The organism is bacterium (genome assembly GCA_016699125.1).
Lineage (GTDB): Bacteria > Babelota > Babeliae > Babelales > Vermiphilaceae > AWTP1-30.
Map to the genome: position 1 here is coordinate 100237 of CP064961.1, position 18768 is coordinate 119004.

Below are 18768 nucleotides of genomic sequence, written 5' to 3' on the forward strand. Positions count from 1 at the left end.
TTATTTGAATTGGTTTATTTTGAAGCTTCTCGCATTAGAAGTGTTTCTAATCGTTCTTTGACATTCGAAGGAAGACGATTTATAAATCTCTTTCGTCTGAGCCTTTCTAATTTTTCTGATTTGTTTTTACTTGTAGTAGCTTCGAGCCATTCTTTTTTTTCTGGTTCGTATCTTTTATATTCATGACTTTTTTCAGTTTCTTTGGATAATTCATTGATTTTATTTTTAAAGGTATTGTTAATTCCAAAAAGCTTTTCAAAAGCTGATTCGCATATTATTTTAAAAATGTCTATCAGCAATTTAGCCTCTGTTGTATCAGTTTTGTCTCCCACGTCTTCTTCGGATTTATCTACTAATTGCAATACTTTATTTGTATCGCCTAATAACTTCTTCATACTAGCTACAGTTGGTATTTTGTTGCCGCTTAAACATTCTTGGAGTAGAATTTGCTTTCTTTCAGAGATAGAGCTTTTGCTAGTGATGTCTAAATCATCAACTAAAAACTTAGTGACCTCCTCGCACTGTGTCTTTCTAGCTTCTTGAGCAAAGAAGCTATTTTGTGTTGAAAGTATTAAAGTTGAAAGCAATAGCATATGTTTTTTCATAAAAATCCTTTTAAAAATAGAGAGAATAGATATTTAGTATCTATTTAAGTATGATTAATTTTCAAAAATAGTCAAATTTTTTAATTAAAATCATGAATTTCTTTTATTTGGATTTTTTTGATTGCCGGATAGTTTTTTCTGTGCTGCTTATTTTTCAGTAGTTTCAAGCAGCTTCTGCAAAAATACGTTTCCACATGTTCATTTTATTCTGACTTAGCAGGTTATTTAAAAAGCCTATGGAATTGGTTCGTTCTGATGAGCCATATAATGAATTGTCATAATCGGAGAGGCCTTTTTCGCCCAATACATCTTTTACAATAGAACGCATTAGAGTCTTATTTTCAAGTATTGCGTTTACTTTTTCGATGCTGACTTGACCGTCAAGTTGTGCACAGTGATCAAATAACTGGTTATAGTCGCTTTTTGGATGTACAGGTAGAGGGACAAGTCCATTGCTTGCAGTTTTAAGATTAATGTCGTTCCTGATTAATGCTGTAATAACTTTAATACAGAAAGTTGTGTTTTTCAATTTGTTGTTTGTTTTTTCGCTTTCCATAGCATAATTGTAAAAATCTTTTATTTTTCCTGCTTTTAGAGACTCATAAAATTCCTGTGCGTCATCATCTGTATGTTTGAAACTAGACAAACAACTTTGACTTGAAACAATGAGTAATAAAAATAATACCTGTTTTTTCATGGCTTCCTTTTGATACTGAATGTATTACATTATTTTTAATATATTGATTATCAAAAAATAGTCAAAAATACGTACAGAGAAATTTTTTCATGTTTTGCTTGTATTTGGCGGGTATTTTTAAAATGTAGGAGGTGGAGCAAAGATTGGCCACCTCCTGGTCTGATTGTTTATTCTACTGATAAGATAAGTAGTTCCAAAAATGCCTTTCTGACTGGCAGTGACAGTGCATAAAAAAATGCTTTTCGTCTGAGTGAAGGGTTTGGGAGCAGTGCATTGGTAGACTTTTTCCAGTTTTCAAGTAATATTTTTTGATCTTGTGTCAAGCCTGGTTTGTTAAAAAATGAAAAAAATGATGGCGCATAAAGTTTTCTGAGGACATAATTGACCAGTTTTTCTACTTTTACTGGATCGTCTAAAATGGCAAGTACTTCATAGGTTGATTTTACATTGGGCAATTCAAAACATTTTTTGCGTAATAGCTTTGTTTCTTCATACGAGATGCTGAGATGCGTGTACAGTAGTTGTAGTAATTTTTCACATCTTGTTTTACGTTCTGACTCCCCTCGCTGAGTCATTGGAAATAAGCCTAAAAATGCACATAAGAATAGTATATATGTTTTCATAAAAGCCCCTTTTTTGATATATGATGTATACCAACGATTGTATATGATCTTGGGTGTATATCACCAGAACTTTATGTATTTCATTTATATTGCGGTATTGGCTATTACATTTTTCAACACACTGTTTGATGTTTTTAGGATAATACTTACGCGTGGAATAGTTCTTTTTCTTTTTTCATCTGAGATTCAGGTTGAATAATGCCACCTGAAATAATCATAGCCATTGCTTCTTGGCTTGATAGATTCGTGGGAATAAGCTCTTTTTCAGGGGCTACGATACAGAATCCGCTTGTTGGATTTGGGGTTGTCGGTATGAAGATCGTGTAGTACGGTTCCAGATGTGAGGGTGCAATTTCAGGACTTAACTGACTAGTCAAAAATCCTATGCTATAGATTCCATGTCGTGGAAAGTGTATAAGGACGACTCGCTGAAATGCCATCTTTTCTTGTGAGCCGAATGTTTTGACAAGCTGTTTTGAGCCAGCATAGACAAGGCGAACAAGTGGAATTTTTTTTACTAACAGTTCAATCGCATGCAAAAGTCGATCGAATAGAAAGTGATTATATAAAGTTCCAATGATAAATACCCCAAAAATTGCAAGGATGATTTCAGCATGTGGAATCATTTGTAAAATAGATGGTTTGATAAATTGTCGTAACGGGGTAAGCCATCCGATCAATAATCTTACGGAAGAACCTAATAAACTAACGGTGATGGTGATTGGTAAAATGGCAATAAGTCCGCTGCTGAAAAGTTTTGATGCAAAATCAGATAATTTTTTTAAAAATGAATGATGATTCATATCTAATCCTTAATACTATACTTTAGATTGTTTGCGTATAGCATTACAGTGTAGCACGTTAATTCCTGGAGGTACAATAAGCGACGAAAAAGGGATTGGGATATACTCGCCAGATGTATTTATTATATCTTTTGAAATAAAGGCACCACACTGTTTCCAGTCAGAAATCAATACAGTATCAGGACGACTTTTGATGGTGATGGTGGTGTGCGTGTAAAGATCCTGTTTCTCCTCTTGGTTGTCGCATAGGTAGACAGGAATCGAGATAGTTTTTTCTATGGTGATGTGCTCAGCTGTTATAAACCAGAGTGTGATTGCTGCTATGGTACATGTGAGTTTAGAAAGGAGAGAGCTCGCGAGTTTCTGTGGTTGGTACAACATAATTCATATCCTTTTGCAAATGAAACGTAGTAAGGTGTTTTTTTAACATGATTTCCATGTGATTGCTATTGACCTGTTCCAGTGTTTTGTCTTTGTTAATGTAAGTCCAATGGTGTTGTGCGTTGTAAAGTAATGCGACCGTGTCGGTTTTGCCGCATAATGTTTGAAGGTCTGTCAAATCTATTTTCTGTTGACTATTTTTTTTCAGTACGGTACTCAATCCTTTCAGTTTTGCCGAATATGAAAGCCAGATTGCAGTATTTTCTTTGTATAACGAGCTTGTGCATAGTGTGCTCAAGCTATTTTTTTGTAATGCCAGGCCTAATGGTAGCTCAGTATCCAAAAGTTGTTCAATCTGCTGTAATCCTTCAATAATAAAAATAGCGTTGATTTTGTTACGTGTTGTTTGAACGCCGGTTTGTACAATCTCATGTGCAAAAGTCTCTGGAGGAAGATTATGTTTGACTGATTCTGACACGGGGCATACGAGATTTTTTTGCAGCTGTTGCTCGTGTACAATCACAAAGAGCGTGGCAATGGTCGGCATAGTCCACCAGAGTAGTGTTGCCAAAACGGGTAGTTCAAAAAAATATGCTCCAAAGTGGCATAAAAGATAACCGATCGCATAACCAAGTAGATTGTGCTGTTTATCTTTTGACAGCCATATACTAATACCGTAGCAGCATATGCTCAGACAGATGATTTCAAAGACTGTTTTTATGAATGTGACTGTGGCTATAGTATGCATTACGCTCCTTTTTATTTTTCTATTGTACCGGTGTGTTGCCAAAAAATGTAGCTTTTCAAGTATCTGGCGTAGTTATGCTTTTTTTCCTATACTATCTGCATGTAGTAAGCTTTACTACTTTAAAAGTATGAAAACAAAGAAAGGACAACATGCGTCGACGTACAGTTTTGACGGGAGATCGACCGACTGGTCCGTTACATGTGGGTCATTATGTGGGCTCTTTGAAAAATAGGTTATTATTGCAGCAGGACAGTGATCAGTTTATTATGCTTGCTGATCTGCAGGCTTTGACTGATCATGTCGATAATCCAGAAAAAGTGCGTGAAAATGTCATTGAAGTATTGCTTGATTATCTTTCGATCGGTATCGACCCTACACAATCGACTATTTTCATTCAATCACTCATTCCACAGATTGCCGAACTTACCGTGATCTATCTTAATCTGGTTACCGTTAATCGCTTAAAACGGAATCCAACGATCAAAACTGAAATTGATCAAAAAGGGATGGGCACCAACGTGACGGCAGGATTTTTAATGTATCCTGTGCACCAGGCGGCAGATATCACCGTGGTAAAAGCAAACTGTGTTCCTGTTGGCGCAGATCAACTGCCAATTATTGAACAGACGAACGAGATTTTACATTCATTTAACAGAATTTATAAAGTCGATCTTTTTGAAAAAGTTGAAGCTTTGATTCCAAAAATTGGGTATCGTTTGCCCGGTATTGATGGAAAACAGAAGATGAGTAAATCGTTGAATAATGCGATTTTTCTTTCTGACTCTGCCGATAGTGTGTTAAAAAAAGTGATGAGCATGTATACCGATCCGACACATCTTCGGGTGCAAGATCCTGGAAAAGTTGAAGGCAATGCAGTATTTACCTATCTTGATGTCTTTGATCCTGATGAGCATGCGGTGCGTGATTTAAAACTGCAGTATCAAAATGGTGGCTTGGGTGATGTGACCTTAAAAAAACGGCTTGCCGATATTTTGAACAGTTTTCTTGATCCAATCCGAGCGCGCCGAGCACTGTTTGAAAAAGACAAAGAGGCAGTTTTTAAGATTGCGCTTGCTGGGTCTGAAAAAGTAAAAGAGGTGGCAGCTGGAACCATGAGAGAGGTGAAAGAGGCGTTAAAATTGGTATATTAAAACAATAAGAAGCATCGCTTTTCAACGATGCTTCTTATTGTTTTAATATTATTTGCAGATGTTAGTTGTTAAATCGTTCGACCGTTATTATCGTTTATATCTGTTTTATAATTTGTTTGATGACTACTAGATAAGTCATTAGCATCTTTGGAGACTGATGATGATTGCGAATAGTTTGTATTGAAAAAGTTAGTCACCATGTTTACAATGTTATATTTCCTTTCCAAAAATATACTTATTCCGGCAATGATACCAACCTTGGTTCCTCTCCAGGTATAATTTCGTATGCGCGCAATCCCTTTTGGATTAAGTTTGTTTTGTAGTGAAAAAATCTGTGTGTCTTGTTTTGATAAGACCTCTTGCGTAGTTGCAATGTGTTTATCTTTCAAATGTAAAAGAGCTTGCAAATTATTATTCTTTGCTGTAAGTTCATCGTTTTTTTGAATGACGGTTTTTTGTATTCCTTCAAGCATAACTTTTATCATCGATATTTCGTTATTGTCAGTTGCAACCATAGTTAAAGTTAAGGTTGCACCAAATATTAAATACATCTTTGATAAGTATTTCCTGTTGTTCATAAGGTTGTCCTTCTATTTGTGTTAATAAGTGAATTTCAAGCTTATTATGACGATTTATTTTATTTTAGTCAAATGATTGATGGGCACATCTATTTAAAGCGCCATTATTATTTGTTTTATATTTCTCTTAAAAAATCTGCAAGAATCTTCTTTGCACCATAGATAAATCGGACAGTAACATACCAGTTGCTTTCTTTTTTTTCGATCATTTCAACAGTTCCAATACCGTATGCTTGATGTTTGACTTTCTGTTTGATTTTGAATGGTTGATGTTCGATTATATGTTTGACTTGATTAGCATTGTGATTACTATTCTGTTTTGGTTCAGATGAGGTTTTGTGTACCTCTTTTTTCACAAACCTTGTAGCTACAGTTTTTGTTTTATCAAGCGATATATTTTTATGGTGTTGATTCGCTGAGGTACCATTAATAGATCCGGCAAACCATTGTTTAAAGAGGGTAGTATATTTTTCCAGATACCAGGTACTTGTTTCAAAAAATAGCGAGATGGTGGAGCTGATCTCCTGCAAAAAACGTGACTGTTGTTGATATGAGGGTGTGCCAAAAATGGTGCGATGTTTTGTGTAACTCAAGCATAAAAATGAGCGTGCGCGGGTAATGCCAACATACAGCAGCCTGCGTTCCTCTTCAAGATCGTTTTTTTCGTACAATGAACGCGGTGTGGGAATAATCTGCTCTTCAACGCCTGCAATCCAGACAAAATCAAACTCAAGACCTTTTGCCGCATGCAACGTCATCAAGTTGACCACATTTTTTGATTCATCTTTGCGTGTTATTTTTTCATTCATTAATGAAACTTCTTCCAAAAATGATTGCACCGACCCGGAGCCCTCCTGTGCAAAATGTACTGCCGCTTCAATAAGTTCGTCAATGTTTGCCAGCCGTTCTTGGGCATTTTCAGGTTCGTAGGTGTTGTAAAGATATTCTTTGTAACCTGTACGTTCGATGATACTTTTTAACGCTTCGGATGCGTTCTGTTGTGCCGTAAGTTCATGAAAAATAGTCAAAAAATAGTGTAATGTTTTAATTTTGCCTGGCGTAAGTTTTTGCTGCATGACTTTGACTGTAATCTCATAAAAATTCAAAAATGGTTCATGCTGCCATGCCTGTCTGAATAACTCCTCTATTTTTTCACCAAGGCCTCGCAATGGCGTGTTTAAAACACGGAAAAATGAAAGCTGATCAAATGGATTAAGTATAAGTTTTAAATATGCTATCAGATCTTTTATTTCTGCGCGTTCATAAAACTGTGTGCCGCCTATAATTTTGTAAGGAATGCTGTATTTGATGCACATCTCTTCAATCGGTCGTGACTGGGTGTGTGTGCGATACAGCACGGCAGCCGTATCTGTTGGATATTTTTTCCAAAACTGTGCAAGTGCTGAACCGATCGCATCACTTTCCTGATATTCAGAACCGCATTCAAGCTCCATGACACTCTGTTTTCCTTCAATTGAGGACCACAGAGTTTTTGGTGTGCGCTGTGGATTGTTTTTGATTAACTGATTGGCGACCGTAAGAATTTCTTGCTTTGATCGATAGTTCTGTTCAATTTTCACCAGTTTTGTGTTTGAAAAATCTGAAACAAATGTTTGGATATTGGCAACCGTTGCTCCTCGCCACGAATAGATCGACTGATCTTCATCGCCAACAACACAGACTGACCGTGCCGATGTATCAACCGGTTTTGCTGGGCAGAGGAGTTTTAATAACAGGTGTTGCACAACGTTAGTATCCTGATACTCATCCACCAGAACATGATGTACCGTTGCATGGATTTTTAGTTTAAAAGGTTCATCGCTTTGCAGTATCTCTACCGTTTTTATTAAAAGATCATCAAAATCAAAATAGCGACAGAGCTGCTTTTCATGTGTGTACAGTTTGTAAATGTCATGCATCAGGTCACTTTGCCATGGAAAATCTTCAGGTTTGATTCCGTATGGATGCTGGTTGCGAAGCAATGATAAGTGACCCAGTACCGTTTTTGGCGTAAGCTCCTTTTTTTTGCCAAGCTTTTCGAGCAGATTTTTAATTAATTTTTCCTGATCTGAAGAGTCCAAAATAGTAAACGGATTATTATGATAATATTTTTTTAAAAGTGATAAACAGTATCCGTGAAAAGTTCCAACAAACGGGTGTATGACGCGGGGTGCAAGTGTGCTCACCCGCTCTTTCATCTCCTTGGCGGCTTTATTGGTAAAGGTTAATGCAACGATCGCCGATGATGGCACCTGAAGATCATGCAAAAGATACGCTATTCTGGCCGTGATGACCCTGGTTTTGCCAGATCCTGCACCAGCAATAACAAGCAGGTTGCCCTCTGTGTGCAATGCTGCTTCCTGTTGACTTTCATTCAGTTGATTACATATAAACTGTAAGATGGACGTTTGTTCGTTGATCATCGCATGCCTAAACTGGAAAAACTGTTTTTAGTGTATAAAACCTACCTAAATCTTCAAGCAGTTTTTGTTACATGCCATGTTTCAATATATTCCGAAAGTGTTTTTATTGAGTCCTTGTGTAACGTTGAAATAAGTACGTGTGGTTTGTAACTCTCAACTTCGGCCAATAGAGGGTCATTTTCATTGATTTTGTCGATTTTGTTAAACACAAAAAGCGTCGGTTTATCAACTCCCAGATCTTTTAAGGTTTTTTGTGTAACTTTGATATGATCTTTCCAGTTTGGATCAGAAAGGTCGATTACATGCAACAAAAGATGTGCATATTGAAGTTCATGTAGTGTTGACTTGAATGCTGCAATCAGTTGGTGGGGCAGATTTTGGATGAATCCGACAGTATCAGAAATGAGTCCAATTTTTTTATGATTGATAAACAGTTCACGTGTTGTGGTATCCAACGTGGCAAAAAGTTTATCTTCAGCCAAAACAGTACTGTTTGTTAATGCATTCAAGATTGATGATTTGCCAGCGTTGGTGTACCCAACCAGGCAGACATGCGGAACATTTTTTTCAAGCCTCTGTTTTCGCTGTGTTGCGCGAATCTGATTTAAATGATCAAGGTTTTTTTCAAGTTTTATCAACAGGCCTTCAATGTACTGCATCTCCCGTTCTTTTGCAGTTTCACCTGGTCCTGCATAAAAACCAAAGCCGCCACGCTGTTGACCAAGATGAACTCCTTTTCCTGCAAGTCGTGATTTTCGATATTTCAAAGCAGCCATTTCGACCTGAATTTTACCTTCTGCTGTGTGTGCTGCTTTTTCAAAAATCTGCAAAATGAGTTCAGTTCTGTCAATGATGGTGCAGTTTAACAGATCCTCTAAGTTTCGTTCCTGTTGTGGTGAAAGTGATTCAGAAAAAATAACGCGCTCAATTTTTTCCTTTTCACAGTAGTCCCTGATCTCTTCAAGTTTGCCCTTTGTCAGATAATATCCAGCATCAATACTGCGAAGTTTAACAAATATGTTGTGTGTGGTGTCAACCTGATTGGTGCGCGCAAGGCTCAAAAATTCCTGAAAATATGCATCCGGATACGAGGGTGTGTGTTGTGGTGACAAAATCCCCACCAATAATGTTGCTGGTTCCTGAACAGAAGGGGTGAGTTTGAACTGATTACCCATCGATTGATCCTTTTTAAATGGCAGATGCAAAACAGTAATATTATTACTGTACCATTTTTTTGAGCAAAAAAGTAGCTTGGCCAAAAAAGTGAAGCCTAAATCTTCTTGATCTTTATGTTTTCAAGTATCAGTTTAGTTTGTCGTTGTTTTAGGTCCGTACATGCTAAATAGGTACATCAAAAAAGTTATTACAGTAAAACTACCTGCTTTGCTAAGCCATTCCCTGGCATATTTAGAGTTTTTCATCTGATTGCAAAATGATTGCCAGTGCTGTTCATGAATTTCGTCGGAAGATTCTTCGGAAGTAAGAAGAGTTGTGATATTTTTGCTTGTCTTCTTTGTTCTTTGCATCAACTTTGTTCTTTAGAAGTTATATTGAAAAATGCTGGTACAATTGAAGCATTTTTAGAAGAATATCGTGCTCAAAGAAATAAAGATGCTTTGGTTGGCTTGTGCATTCTTGGTTTAGTTGTTACGGGAGTTGTAATGATATACAAATGGTATAAAGGTAAAAAAGCTTCGCCGTCGAATACAGATCTACAAACATCAAAATGAGTTTGAACTGATTCTCCATTGATTGACCCTTTTTAAATGGTAGATGCAAAACATAAGCTACTTTATTGTAACATTTTTTGAGCAAAAAAATAGATTATGTTAGAATGCTGAGAAACGTTGTTTGATCAAATATTTTTTGAAAATAAAACTTTAAAAATCAAAGATCATTTATTAAGGTTAAAATTGGGTGAGTAGATTCAAAAAATACTCCAAATCGAAGCTGTTGGGTTGCAACCTATCCAAGGGTCGAATGTGGCATGCCATCTGTTCGAGCGTATGTATGGAAAAGCTGCTCATGCATCTGAAGCAAATTATACTGTACAGGTGGACGCCCGCCTGTCGTTGCAGGCCTCTGTTATCATCTTATTGCGATTGAGCTTACCAGTTGTGCTGTTTTGGTTGGCCTGCTTTATTATTTTTGTCCGGCCATTGCAAGGGTTATGGCAGAAAGAAGCTTTGAGTTTTAAAAAAGTCTTTTTTGCCAGAAGATAATTTCACCTCTTTCCCAAAACATGCTAGAATAATGTTTTAAAAATAGAAGGAATAACGATGTTTGATTTTTTAGCAAAAAAATTTGGTGATCTGTTTGAACTATTTTCAAAAGAGACTACCTTTACCGATGAAAATACCGCAAAGATTCTTGATGAAATTAAGGCAGCATTGATTGATTCTGATGTTCCCTATGATGTGGTGGTTGATTTTACCAGGCAGGTCAAACAGGATCTTTTGGGTAAAAAAGTTTTGAAGAACGTTCGACCTGATGAACAGCTGTTAAAAATCGTGTATGAACGGCTTGTCAAATTTATGAGCCAGGGTGGACAGGACTGTTTCTCTTTTGAGATTCCATCGGTTGTGATGGTCATGGGACTACAAGGAGCAGGAAAAACGACGACAATTGCAAAACTTGTTCATTTTGTAAAAACGCAAGCTGAAAAGAAACGCAAAAATCGTTCGATTTTGGTTGCCTCGGTTGATTTTTACCGTCCTGCAGCGGTCGAACAGCTTGAAATTGTTGCACAACAGGCAGCAGCAGTCTTTTACAGGGCACAGGAACAAAATCCAGTTGCTGCAGCAATGGAAATTTATCAGAAGTTTAAAAAAGATCGATATGACCTCCTGTTTTTGGATACAGCCGGTCGTTTGCATTTTGATGAACAGATGATGCAAGAGTTGCAGCAGATCAATCAAAAGCTTTTACCTCGTTATAAGATTCTGGTACTTGATGCAATGACAGGACAGCAGTCATTGTCGATTGCACAAACGTTTGATCAGAAAGTTGGTTTTTATGCATCTATTTTGACCAAAATGGACAGTAATGCAAGTGCAGGTGCTGCGCTTGCCTTCCGTTATGTACTCAAAAAGCCTATCTGGTTCATTGGAACGGGAGAAAAGTTGCCAGATCTGCAAGAGTTTGTTCCAGATCGTATCGCCCAACGGATGTTGAATATGGGTGATATGCAAACGTTGATTGAAAAGATTGATGATAAAATACATGCGGCTGAACAAGAAAAGATGAATAAGGCACTTCTTTCTGATGCTATGAGTTTGGAAGATTTTGGCCTTCAAATTGATATGATGAACAAGGTTGGTTCCCTTTCGAGTCTCATGAAATATATTCCAGGCATTGCTAACAAGCTTTCAGCAGAGCAGATTGATGCGGGTGAGCGAGAGGTAAAAAGATTTCGAGCCATTATCAGCTCAATGACTCCAAAGGAGCGTAAAGATGTTACTGTATTGAATGATTCTCGCAAACAGAGAATTGCGGTAGGATCAGGGACAACTGTTCAAGATGTTCTGATTTTGCTTCAACGATTTGAACAAGTTAAACAATATGCTAAACTATTAAAAAAATCAGGTCCTTTTGGTGGTTTATTTCGTTAAAAATATTTTTTAAGGGTTTCTATGGCAGTTAAGATTCGTTTGTCCCGTGCGGGCAGAAAAGGTATTCCTATGTATCGCCTTGTTGCGGCTGATTCTCGTGTGAAACGTGATGGTAAGATTCTTGCCAACGTTGGTACCTATGATGCGCTAAATGGCAGAGTGGTACAGTTCCACGAAGATATTTATACAACTTGGGTTCAAAAAGGCGCACAGGTAACCGATTCGGCAAAAAAAATTCATAAATTATTTAAAAAAAATGGTATTTATGTGCCGCAGTCAGAGGTTAAATCAAGGGTTCGTAGTACAAAACAGAATATCACAGAAGATGTTGCTTCAGAATAGGAACCCTTCAAGATGGCAAAGATGGTAAAAGAGCTGGTTGAATATATGGTGAGGGCTATTGTAGAAAAACCAGGCTCTGTACGAGTTGAATATAAAGATGGCGATGAAAGTGATTTTGTTGAAATTAGTGTAGACCAGACAGATCGTGGAAAAGTCATTGGGCGTGATGGGCAAACTATTAAGGCCCTACGTGTTTTGGTAAATCAGTGCCTGGTTCGAGACAAAAAAATCTTTATTGATCTTGCGCAACCTGCTGAAAACGTATAGTCATGCATATTTCTATTGCTACCGTGTTTCCTGAGCTTTATGCGCCGTTTTTAAAGACGTCGTTGATTGGCAGGTCTGTTGAATCTGGAATTTTGGATATTTCGACCTATGGTTTTACCAGTTTTGTAAAACCGAAGGAACACATTGACGTGCCTACGTGTGGCCCAACCCCTGGCATGCTTATTAAGCCAGAAGTTGTTGATCGTGTAATCCAGCAGGCAGAAGCGAAAGCAGGAAAAGCTTTTAAAATCTTTTTTTCTCCGCACGGTGATATGCTTGATCAAAAAAAACTGCTTTTAATAAAGCGCAAGCTTGACGATAGGGCCCTGAGCCATGTTTTATTAATTGCAGGGCGGTATGAGGGCATGGATGCAAGAGTGGAGGAGTATTATGCGGATGAGGTCCTTTCTGTAGGTGACTTTGTTCTGTTGGGAGGCGATCTACCAGCAATGATGTTTATCGAAGGCTTTGTGAGGCATATTCCCAAGGTAGTGGGTAATCATGGGTCGGTTGAAAATGATTCGTTTACGGGTCCGTTGGTTGATTATCCAGAATATTGTCTGCCTGTGGTGTGGCATGATAAAAATGTGCCAGATATTATCAGGTCTGGAAACCATAAGGCTATAGCTGAGTGGCGTACGCAAAAGGCGGTCGAAAGGACCGCGCTTTTGAAGTTCCCTTGGGCACGATCATTTCATTTAGAAAATGTGCAAAAAAAACAGTTTTTGGTGTCGATTCCAGCCCATTATGTGGTATTAATGCATTCTGAAGTGTTGGTGGGAAAAGAAAGGGTTGTAGGAAATACTTCAGTAACTTCAATTGATGTCCATGATATAGCGCGTTCTGCATGTACCTACGGATTTAAGAGATTTTTTATTGTAACTGCATTAAAAGATCAGCAAGTGATTGTGGCCAAATTCCTTGAGTTTTGGCAAGAGGGTGATGGAATTACGTATAACCAGACACGGCATGAAGCATTAGCGCGTGTCCAGGTGGTGCCTGACCTGAGTTGCGTACGTGCTGCAATTGCTGAAATTGAAGGTAAAGCTCCGGTTGTTATTGCGACGTCGGCACGGTTTTCCGGCAAAGAGCAGGAGCGTTTAATAACGTATGACCAGCAGGCGGATGTGTGGAAAAAGAAACAACCTGTTTTGATGCTACTTGGCACGGGACAAGGGCTTGCGCAAGAGTGTATTGACAAGGCTGATTACTGCTTGGAGCCACTGCAAGGATTAACAGAATATAATCATCTGTCTGTCAGATCGGCTGCGGCGATTATTTTTGACCGGTGGTTGGGGCTTAATGTGCAGCAGAAAAATAAAAAGTAAAAAAATCTGATTGGCATGTTGTGCAATAAGTAGTATAATTAAAAATATGTAAAGAGTTTTAAACGCTTGACAGGCGTATTGTTGAGGAATAGATATGCAAGCTAAAAAAATGACAAAAGAAACGATTATGCATTTTGGTATTGACCAAAATAAGGCAGTAATACCTGAGTTTCATGTTGGCGATACTCTTGCGGTTTTGCAAAGAGTGAAAGAGCTCGTAAAAGAAAATGAGAAAAAGCCAGCAGTTCTGAAAGAACGGTTGCAAAAATTTGAAGGTGATGTGATTGCCATCAGAAATAATGGGGCTTCTTCAACGTTTACCATCCGTAAAATCGGAGCACATAATGTAGCGGTTGAGAGGATCTTCCCCTTTTACAGTCCGGTTATTGAAGAGATCTCGGTAGTGCGCAGAGGTGATGTGCGCCGTGCTAAACTTTATTATTTACGCAAGCGTGTTGGAAAAGCTGCGCGTGTCAAAGAAAAGGTGGTCAGTAGCCGAGCTACTGTAGATAATACATCGGCACAATAAGTGTGAAGGTTGAAGATGCAATCTGAGAAAAAGCAAGCAGGTTGTATACAGAAACTTTCTTTTCTATGGTTGATGCTATTGCTTGGTGGGTGCAAGAAAAAAACTGTCAAGCGAGCGAAAAATTCAGAATCGGTCGCTCAACTTTTTGAGCGACCGATTCTTTTCCAAGATATTCCAGTGCCTTTTGGTGCGTACCTATTTCATGCTCCGTTACATCCGTCTTTGCTTGATGATATGGCTGGAAATAGTCAAACAGGGGTCTCAGAGGTTGTGGCTATGAAAATGAGCGTACCATCGCAAGAACTTGCTGTATTTTGTAATTTTTACAAAGATGCGATGGAGCAGTTAGGGTGGATTTTGCTCAAATCAGTGATTACACAAACGTCACTGCTTTTTGAATTTCAGTCGGTGACTCGTGCGTGCATTATCATTGCCGATATTGAGCAAAATCTTTCGGGAGCTTCTATTGTTAACGTGGCGCAACTTTTTATGTTTCAGTTTTCCAAATAAGTTTGCTGATTATTGTTTATTATGGTAGCTCTTCTGGTTCCGTCTCATTTTCAGTATTTTCTGACTCAACCTCTTCTTCGGCAACTTCCGGTTTGAGTGCTGCTTTTTTATTTGTTTTTTGAGCTATTTTTGTTACAGATTTTTTTGTCTGTTTGGACCCTTTTGCTGATGTTTTGAGGCGTTCTATCTCATCTTCAAGCTTGCTAATTTTTGCTTCAAGGGTGTCGTTTGTTTTTTCAAGTTTTGTGATCTGTTTGCTCAGACTTTTGTTTTCTTGTACCAGATCCTTGTTTTCTCGACGCAAGGTCTTGACTTCTTCGTATCGATCATCGTAATCGTCTCTGTGCCTTCTGCGTCCACTTTCTCTTGCTGAACTGACCATTGCACCAGTGGCAAGCCCTGTGATGGCACCGATTCCAGCGCCGCGACCTCCACTGACAGCGCCACCGATTGCGGCTCCTGCAACAGTTGGAAGTAAAATGTCTGCTGCGTCGCCAGCAAAACAGGAAGCATAGAGATTTAATAGTGAAATTCCGTAAAGAATACTTTTTTTGTTTTTAATATACATGGGTCCAGCCTTTTTATTTTATAATATCTAATATACATAATAGAAGACAGAGCTCTTAAAAAGCAACAATTTCATAAAAGTTAAAGTAATCAATCATTTTTTTTAATAACTATAGTTGAATGTACTATAGCCGTAAGCTTTTTCATAACTCGTGTAGCTCGCTGTGTTATTGATGATGTTTACTCAAGATTATATTCTTTGATTCTTCGGCTAACGGAAGATCGGTTGACGCCCAAATAGTGAGCAATCTTGTTCTGATTTTTTTCAAAGCGGTACCACAAAAGGGCAACGGTGTGCCTGTCTTTCAAGGCATTTTTGCCTAGTTTTGCAGCCCGTTCGATTGTGGCATCGGCGGCAAGAAAGCTTGCGGTAATGACCGGTCCAGTATTTTGGACTGGCGCTGTTGGATTTAAATAGTTTTCTTGCATATACACCATGATCTGATTGCGCAAAGCGGCAAATGAAAGCGGTCTTTGAACAAAAATTCGTTGTTTTTGTAAAGCGGTGAGTGACGGTTTGTTTTTGTAGTCACTGTTTTTTCTAATCTGCATCGTATATCCGTCAATAAGTTGAGCTACGTCGTCAGGTTCAAAGGTACTCAGATCGGGCGCGGCAAAAAAGGACTGTTTACAGATCTGATAGAGTGGTGAATCTTTGAGCATGTCGATATCGTTCGGTTCCATCGTGGAATGCAAGAACAGTCTGACGTCTGATTGAAAGACCTCGGTGCTGTAAAATTTGCAGAATGACCCTTTTTAATGTAATCAACCAGCTTTTCTGCCACCTCCGTGCGGAGCTGGTCAACACGTTCAATAAACAGGGAGCCGCCATCAAGTTTTTCAAGCAGGCCGGCTTCTTTGGGTGGATCATACGGAGATGCTTGTATGCCGAAAATGCCGTTCTGATATTCAGGAAAATAGATCGGATCGATATCTTTAAACTCTTTTCTTTTGGTTGCGTGATGAATGAGCTTGGCAATCGCAAGTGCATCGACTCGTTCGCAGCCAAAAAACACCGTTTTGTGTGACAGGATACTTTTTAACATAGCAACTTTTAATACAATGCCCCGTGGCGTGTTGATAGGAAGAAAGGAATGGAGCTGGTTTCCTAACTCGGTTGATTGTAGATGCAACAGATAATCAAACTCATCAACAGAGGGCAGTGCCAAAAGCTGCTTGTGCATCACGTCGGCAATGTTTGGGTGGGCGACCACCATAATAATATGTTTCTCGTCAAGATGCGGAATGGCCATGGCAAGCACGCCTCGACTGTCCTGCTCCGTTTTGATCAGACGGGTGATCATCGTTTTGTGTTCAGTCACCTTTTGAATGAGTGCTTTGCACTGTTTGGTTACTTCATGTTCATGATCTTTGTTCAGGTCAATGTTGATAAAGGTTGTTGCAAAATAGTTGCAGGGATAAAACAGTTTGTTGCGATAAAAAAAGATGCCAACTTCACGAGTTTCCTGCTGATTAAGAAAGGTTTTCACACTCTCTTTGAGCATTTTCAACTCCTGTTTATCTTTGAAGATCTCCTGGCGCAAAAGCCCAACTTCGTCAACGAACGCTTTTCGTTTTCGATGATAAAAGTTGGTAATGACACCTGAAAGATAGCTTCCAAACACACCGACTGCCTCTTTGTATGTCTCGTCGAAAAACTCACCACGAGGCTTACTTTTTTGAATGATGACATACGCAGTGATATCATACTTTTCAAAGACCGGAATAATCGCGTCACAGTTGATGTTTTCAAGTGTAGTCATCATCATCTGCAACACATCACTCTGATCATAAAAGTTTGCAAAATCAAGTTCGTGATAATCGATAATTCGTTTCCTTTTGAAAATCTTGAACATGAGTGAGCGGTTGTACGCAACGAGGTTATCAAGTTCACGCAAAATAAAGTCGATACGTTCACGATAGCCCTGAAACATGCCAAACGTGTAACTGTCTGTGGCCATGCGACTATTCATGAATGCACCGGTTGCTTCGTTTTCCTTGAGCCCATCTGAATCTTCTGCGGGCCTTACCAGCAGGTCGATCTGTTTGTATTCGATGTTTAATGCTTTTGCAATAAAACCACGTGTGTGCTGAATGAGCTGATAATCATGTTCAACCATGCTCAGATCGATGAGTATGTCACGAAATTCGTCATTAAAATCAGGATCTGCAAATGCAGAAAGCATCTTTTTTTTGTCGGGGAACATGTCGATATTCAGCACATGTCGCGAGCAATAATAGAGAAAATAGGCTAAAAGTAACGCCGAAAATCCGACAAATCCCTGATTTTGCACTGCTGATGCAAAATAACTGAATTTGAACGGATTCATGTTGACCAGATCTGACAACACATATGGAATGAAAAGGTGCGAAATGAGTAGCTGCGTATGTTGGCGGACCATGAACGGAATATGAATATCCGTTCGGGTCATCTGCCTGTAGACTATCCACAAAATATAGGGCACCATCATGCACATGGTATACACATTGTACAGACTACGCATGAGATACTCAATCTGTGGTCGATCCGGTCGGTCAACCAGCTCGTACGCCCAGAAGGCCAACGTCAAAAAGTGCACCGCAAAAATACTACTCACAACAGTAAAAAATCTGTGCTCTTTTAAAATCGCCCATCGTTCGCTGCTCAAAAGACTTTGTATTAAAAGTAGCATTGAGTGATACTGAATAATAAATGCTACCCAACCCAACCGTCCTAAAAAATTGCATTTTGGTGTGTGATAATATAAGGAGCACTTCGACTTATTACCCCATAAATCCAGCCAAAATCAACAAACGCACTTGAAACGATCGTGTAAAACATGATTGCTTGAGGCACCGGCCTGTTGGGGTTATCAAGTAGATGGCGCAGGAGCCGTACCATCAGAAAGAACTTGACGCAAAATGCGATCACGTTTGCTGTCAGGACGAATGCGTTATTATCAAAAATGTCTTTTAAAATCTGTATCATTTCATTCATGTGCAATCTGCGTTTTAAAACTGCTTGCAATTTCAAATATTGATGATACACTAACTTCTGTATTTTACAATCTTAATTTTAAGGAGTTCATCATGAATAAGCTGCTCAGTGTATATATGGCACTCTCAAAGTACCGCTCCATGGTTATGCTTGCAATCGCTGTGATTTCTGTTGTTATGTTAGATCCAGCAGGTCCCCATTTGACGGATTTGTGAAGTAAAATTAGATCAAGATTGATTAAAACAAGATAAGCTAATTTTAAGGAGTTCATCATGAATAAGCTGCTTAGTGTATATATGGCACTCTCAAAGTACCGCTCCATGGTTATGCTTGCAAGTGCTGTGATTTCTATTGTTGTATTGGATCCAGCAGGTCCCCCATTTATGGGTTAATTTGAATTTGAATTTATAGTTAGATATTGATTAAAAAAGGTAAATATAAAATAGACTTAAAGCAGTGAAAAAAACAGGTAGTATGTTGTCTTGGTTGAAGTCGATAACTGGATAGATGTAAGTATGAAAAAAGTATATCGTTCTATAAGGGTTCATCTAAAGTGACAGCTTCTTGGTGCCCGACTATTAAAGAATTGATATAATGCTTCAAAGCATTCAATACTAACACACAAAGT

The 18768-nt window shown here is 38.5% G+C and carries 22 protein-coding genes; 9 read left to right on the forward strand and 13 right to left on the reverse strand.

Annotated features, from left to right (window positions below; translation table 11 throughout):
* Positions 1 to 14: 14 nt before the first annotated feature.
* The 6 genes from IPG37_00500 to IPG37_00525 all read right to left on the reverse strand — a co-directional run bounded on the left by IPG37_00500 (position 15) and on the right by IPG37_00525 (position 3857).
* A complete protein-coding gene (locus tag IPG37_00500) occupies positions 15 to 605 on the reverse strand; it encodes a hypothetical protein (protein QQR53896.1) in 591 nt (196 codons plus the stop codon).
* Between the two features lie 163 nt (positions 606 to 768).
* Positions 769 to 1302, reverse strand: coding sequence for a hypothetical protein (locus IPG37_00505; GenBank protein QQR53897.1), 534 nt, complete (start codon positions 1300 to 1302; stop codon positions 769 to 771).
* A 167-nt stretch (positions 1303 to 1469) separates the two neighbouring features.
* Positions 1470 to 1925 carry a hypothetical protein gene (locus IPG37_00510; GenBank protein QQR53898.1) on the reverse strand — a complete coding sequence of 152 codons (456 nt, stop codon included), beginning with the start codon at positions 1923 to 1925 and terminating at the stop codon, positions 1470 to 1472.
* Positions 1926 to 2071: 146 nt separating this feature from the next.
* Positions 2072 to 2728, reverse strand: coding sequence for a DUF502 domain-containing protein (locus IPG37_00515; protein ID QQR53899.1), 657 nt, complete (start codon positions 2726 to 2728; stop codon positions 2072 to 2074).
* Positions 2729 to 2743: 15 nt separating this feature from the next.
* Positions 2744 to 3109 (reverse strand): hypothetical protein, encoded by a 366-nt coding sequence (locus IPG37_00520; GenBank protein QQR53900.1) that lies wholly within the window; start codon positions 3107 to 3109, stop codon positions 2744 to 2746.
* Positions 3066 to 3857, reverse strand: a complete 792-nt coding sequence (locus tag IPG37_00525; protein QQR53901.1) for a hypothetical protein — start codon at positions 3855 to 3857, stop codon at positions 3066 to 3068. Before IPG37_00525 ends, IPG37_00520 begins: the two co-directional genes overlap by 44 nt.
* Positions 3858 to 4006: 149 nt before the next feature.
* Between IPG37_00525 and trpS the strand changes: the two genes are divergently transcribed.
* Positions 4007 to 5008 (forward strand): tryptophan--tRNA ligase, encoded by a 1002-nt coding sequence (gene trpS / locus IPG37_00530; GenBank protein QQR53902.1) that lies wholly within the window; start codon positions 4007 to 4009, stop codon positions 5006 to 5008.
* Positions 5009 to 5076: 68 nt separating this feature from the next.
* Here the strand turns inward: trpS and IPG37_00535 are convergent, their stop codons facing one another.
* The 3 genes from IPG37_00535 to hflX form a co-directional block, all read right to left on the reverse strand.
* Positions 5077 to 5586 carry a hypothetical protein gene (locus IPG37_00535; protein ID QQR53903.1) on the reverse strand — a complete coding sequence of 170 codons (510 nt, stop codon included), beginning with the start codon at positions 5584 to 5586 and terminating at the stop codon, positions 5077 to 5079.
* A gap of 116 nt (positions 5587 to 5702) precedes the next feature.
* Complete coding sequence (locus IPG37_00540) at positions 5703 to 8009, reverse strand: UvrD-helicase domain-containing protein (GenBank protein ID QQR53904.1); 2307 nt, start codon at positions 8007 to 8009, stop codon at positions 5703 to 5705.
* A 53-nt stretch (positions 8010 to 8062) separates the two neighbouring features.
* Positions 8063 to 9184, reverse strand: coding sequence for a GTPase HflX (gene hflX / locus IPG37_00545; GenBank protein ID QQR53905.1), 1122 nt, complete (start codon positions 9182 to 9184; stop codon positions 8063 to 8065).
* A 375-nt stretch (positions 9185 to 9559) separates the two neighbouring features.
* On the opposite strand from hflX, the gene IPG37_00550 reads away from it, so the two are divergent.
* The 8 genes from IPG37_00550 (at position 9560) to IPG37_00585 (ending at position 14596) form a co-directional block, all read left to right on the forward strand.
* Entirely contained in the window at positions 9560 to 9739 is a 180-nt protein-coding gene (locus IPG37_00550; GenBank protein QQR53906.1) for a hypothetical protein, read from the forward strand.
* Positions 9740 to 9991: 252 nt separating this feature from the next.
* Positions 9992 to 10231, forward strand: coding sequence for a hypothetical protein (locus IPG37_00555; GenBank protein QQR53907.1), 240 nt, complete (start codon positions 9992 to 9994; stop codon positions 10229 to 10231).
* 57 nt (positions 10232 to 10288) lie between these two features.
* Positions 10289 to 11620 carry a signal recognition particle protein gene (ffh, locus tag IPG37_00560; protein ID QQR53908.1) on the forward strand — a complete coding sequence of 444 codons (1332 nt, stop codon included), beginning with the start codon at positions 10289 to 10291 and terminating at the stop codon, positions 11618 to 11620.
* Between the two features lie 21 nt (positions 11621 to 11641).
* Positions 11642 to 11962, forward strand: a complete 321-nt coding sequence (rpsP, locus tag IPG37_00565; protein ID QQR53909.1) for a 30S ribosomal protein S16 — start codon at positions 11642 to 11644, stop codon at positions 11960 to 11962.
* Positions 11963 to 11983: 21 nt separating this feature from the next.
* A complete protein-coding gene (locus IPG37_00570) occupies positions 11984 to 12229 on the forward strand; it encodes a KH domain-containing protein (GenBank protein ID QQR54274.1) in 246 nt (81 codons plus the stop codon).
* 2 nt (positions 12230 to 12231) lie between these two features.
* Complete coding sequence (locus tag IPG37_00575) at positions 12232 to 13557, forward strand: hypothetical protein (protein QQR53910.1); 1326 nt, start codon at positions 12232 to 12234, stop codon at positions 13555 to 13557.
* Between the two features lie 127 nt (positions 13558 to 13684).
* Entirely contained in the window at positions 13685 to 14086 is a 402-nt protein-coding gene (gene rplS / locus IPG37_00580; GenBank protein QQR54275.1) for a 50S ribosomal protein L19, read from the forward strand.
* Between the two features lie 15 nt (positions 14087 to 14101).
* On the forward strand, positions 14102 to 14596 hold the full coding sequence (locus IPG37_00585; protein QQR53911.1) for a hypothetical protein: 495 nt from the start codon (positions 14102 to 14104) through the stop codon (positions 14594 to 14596).
* 19 nt (positions 14597 to 14615) lie between these two features.
* Here IPG37_00585 and IPG37_00590 read toward each other — a convergent pair whose 3' ends face one another.
* The 4 genes from IPG37_00590 to IPG37_00605 form a co-directional block, all read right to left on the reverse strand.
* Entirely contained in the window at positions 14616 to 15164 is a 549-nt protein-coding gene (locus IPG37_00590; GenBank protein QQR53912.1) for a hypothetical protein, read from the reverse strand.
* A 179-nt stretch (positions 15165 to 15343) separates the two neighbouring features.
* Positions 15344 to 15826 carry a hypothetical protein gene (locus IPG37_00595; protein ID QQR53913.1) on the reverse strand — a complete coding sequence of 161 codons (483 nt, stop codon included), beginning with the start codon at positions 15824 to 15826 and terminating at the stop codon, positions 15344 to 15346.
* A complete protein-coding gene (locus IPG37_00600; GenBank protein ID QQR53914.1) occupies positions 15763 to 17835 on the reverse strand; it encodes a hypothetical protein in 2073 nt (690 codons plus the stop codon). Before IPG37_00600 ends, IPG37_00595 begins: the two co-directional genes overlap by 64 nt.
* Before the next feature lie 41 nt (positions 17836 to 17876).
* Positions 17877 to 18140 carry a hypothetical protein gene (locus IPG37_00605; GenBank protein ID QQR53915.1) on the reverse strand — a complete coding sequence of 88 codons (264 nt, stop codon included), beginning with the start codon at positions 18138 to 18140 and terminating at the stop codon, positions 17877 to 17879.
* Between the last annotated feature and the right edge of the window lie 628 nt (positions 18141 to 18768).

What these genes read in the sequence shown, in the direction of transcription:
- IPG37_00500 (QQR53896.1), bottom strand. Translation starts at nt 605, where the DNA reads ATGAAAAAACATATGCTATTGCTTTCAACTTTAATACTTTCAACACAA.
- IPG37_00505 (QQR53897.1), bottom strand. Translation starts at nt 1,302, where the DNA reads ATGAAAAAACAGGTATTATTTTTATTACTCATTGTTTCAAGTCAAAGT.
- IPG37_00510 (QQR53898.1), bottom strand. Translation starts at nt 1,925, where the DNA reads ATGAAAACATATATACTATTCTTATGTGCATTTTTAGGCTTATTTCCA.
- IPG37_00515 (QQR53899.1), bottom strand. Translation starts at nt 2,728, where the DNA reads ATGAATCATCATTCATTTTTAAAAAAATTATCTGATTTTGCATCAAAA.
- IPG37_00520 (QQR53900.1), bottom strand. Translation starts at nt 3,109, where the DNA reads ATGTTGTACCAACCACAGAAACTCGCGAGCTCTCTCCTTTCTAAACTC.
- IPG37_00525 (QQR53901.1), bottom strand. Translation starts at nt 3,857, where the DNA reads ATGCATACTATAGCCACAGTCACATTCATAAAAACAGTCTTTGAAATC.
- trpS (QQR53902.1), top strand. Translation starts at nt 4,007, where the DNA reads ATGCGTCGACGTACAGTTTTGACGGGAGATCGACCGACTGGTCCGTTA.
- IPG37_00535 (QQR53903.1), bottom strand. Translation starts at nt 5,586, where the DNA reads ATGAACAACAGGAAATACTTATCAAAGATGTATTTAATATTTGGTGCA.
- IPG37_00540 (QQR53904.1), bottom strand. Translation starts at nt 8,009, where the DNA reads ATGATCAACGAACAAACGTCCATCTTACAGTTTATATGTAATCAACTG.
- hflX (QQR53905.1), bottom strand. Translation starts at nt 9,184, where the DNA reads ATGGGTAATCAGTTCAAACTCACCCCTTCTGTTCAGGAACCAGCAACA.
- ffh (QQR53908.1), top strand. Translation starts at nt 10,289, where the DNA reads ATGTTTGATTTTTTAGCAAAAAAATTTGGTGATCTGTTTGAACTATTT.
- rpsP (QQR53909.1), top strand. Translation starts at nt 11,642, where the DNA reads ATGGCAGTTAAGATTCGTTTGTCCCGTGCGGGCAGAAAAGGTATTCCT.
- IPG37_00570 (QQR54274.1), top strand. Translation starts at nt 11,984, where the DNA reads ATGGTAAAAGAGCTGGTTGAATATATGGTGAGGGCTATTGTAGAAAAA.
- IPG37_00575 (QQR53910.1), top strand. Translation starts at nt 12,232, where the DNA reads ATGCATATTTCTATTGCTACCGTGTTTCCTGAGCTTTATGCGCCGTTT.
- rplS (QQR54275.1), top strand. Translation starts at nt 13,685, where the DNA reads ATGCATTTTGGTATTGACCAAAATAAGGCAGTAATACCTGAGTTTCAT.
- IPG37_00585 (QQR53911.1), top strand. Translation starts at nt 14,102, where the DNA reads ATGCAATCTGAGAAAAAGCAAGCAGGTTGTATACAGAAACTTTCTTTT.
- IPG37_00590 (QQR53912.1), bottom strand. Translation starts at nt 15,164, where the DNA reads ATGTATATTAAAAACAAAAAAAGTATTCTTTACGGAATTTCACTATTA.
- IPG37_00595 (QQR53913.1), bottom strand. Translation starts at nt 15,826, where the DNA reads ATGCTCAAAGATTCACCACTCTATCAGATCTGTAAACAGTCCTTTTTT.
- IPG37_00600 (QQR53914.1), bottom strand. Translation starts at nt 17,835, where the DNA reads ATGCTACTTTTAATACAAAGTCTTTTGAGCAGCGAACGATGGGCGATT.
- IPG37_00605 (QQR53915.1), bottom strand. Translation starts at nt 18,140, where the DNA reads ATGAATGAAATGATACAGATTTTAAAAGACATTTTTGATAATAACGCA.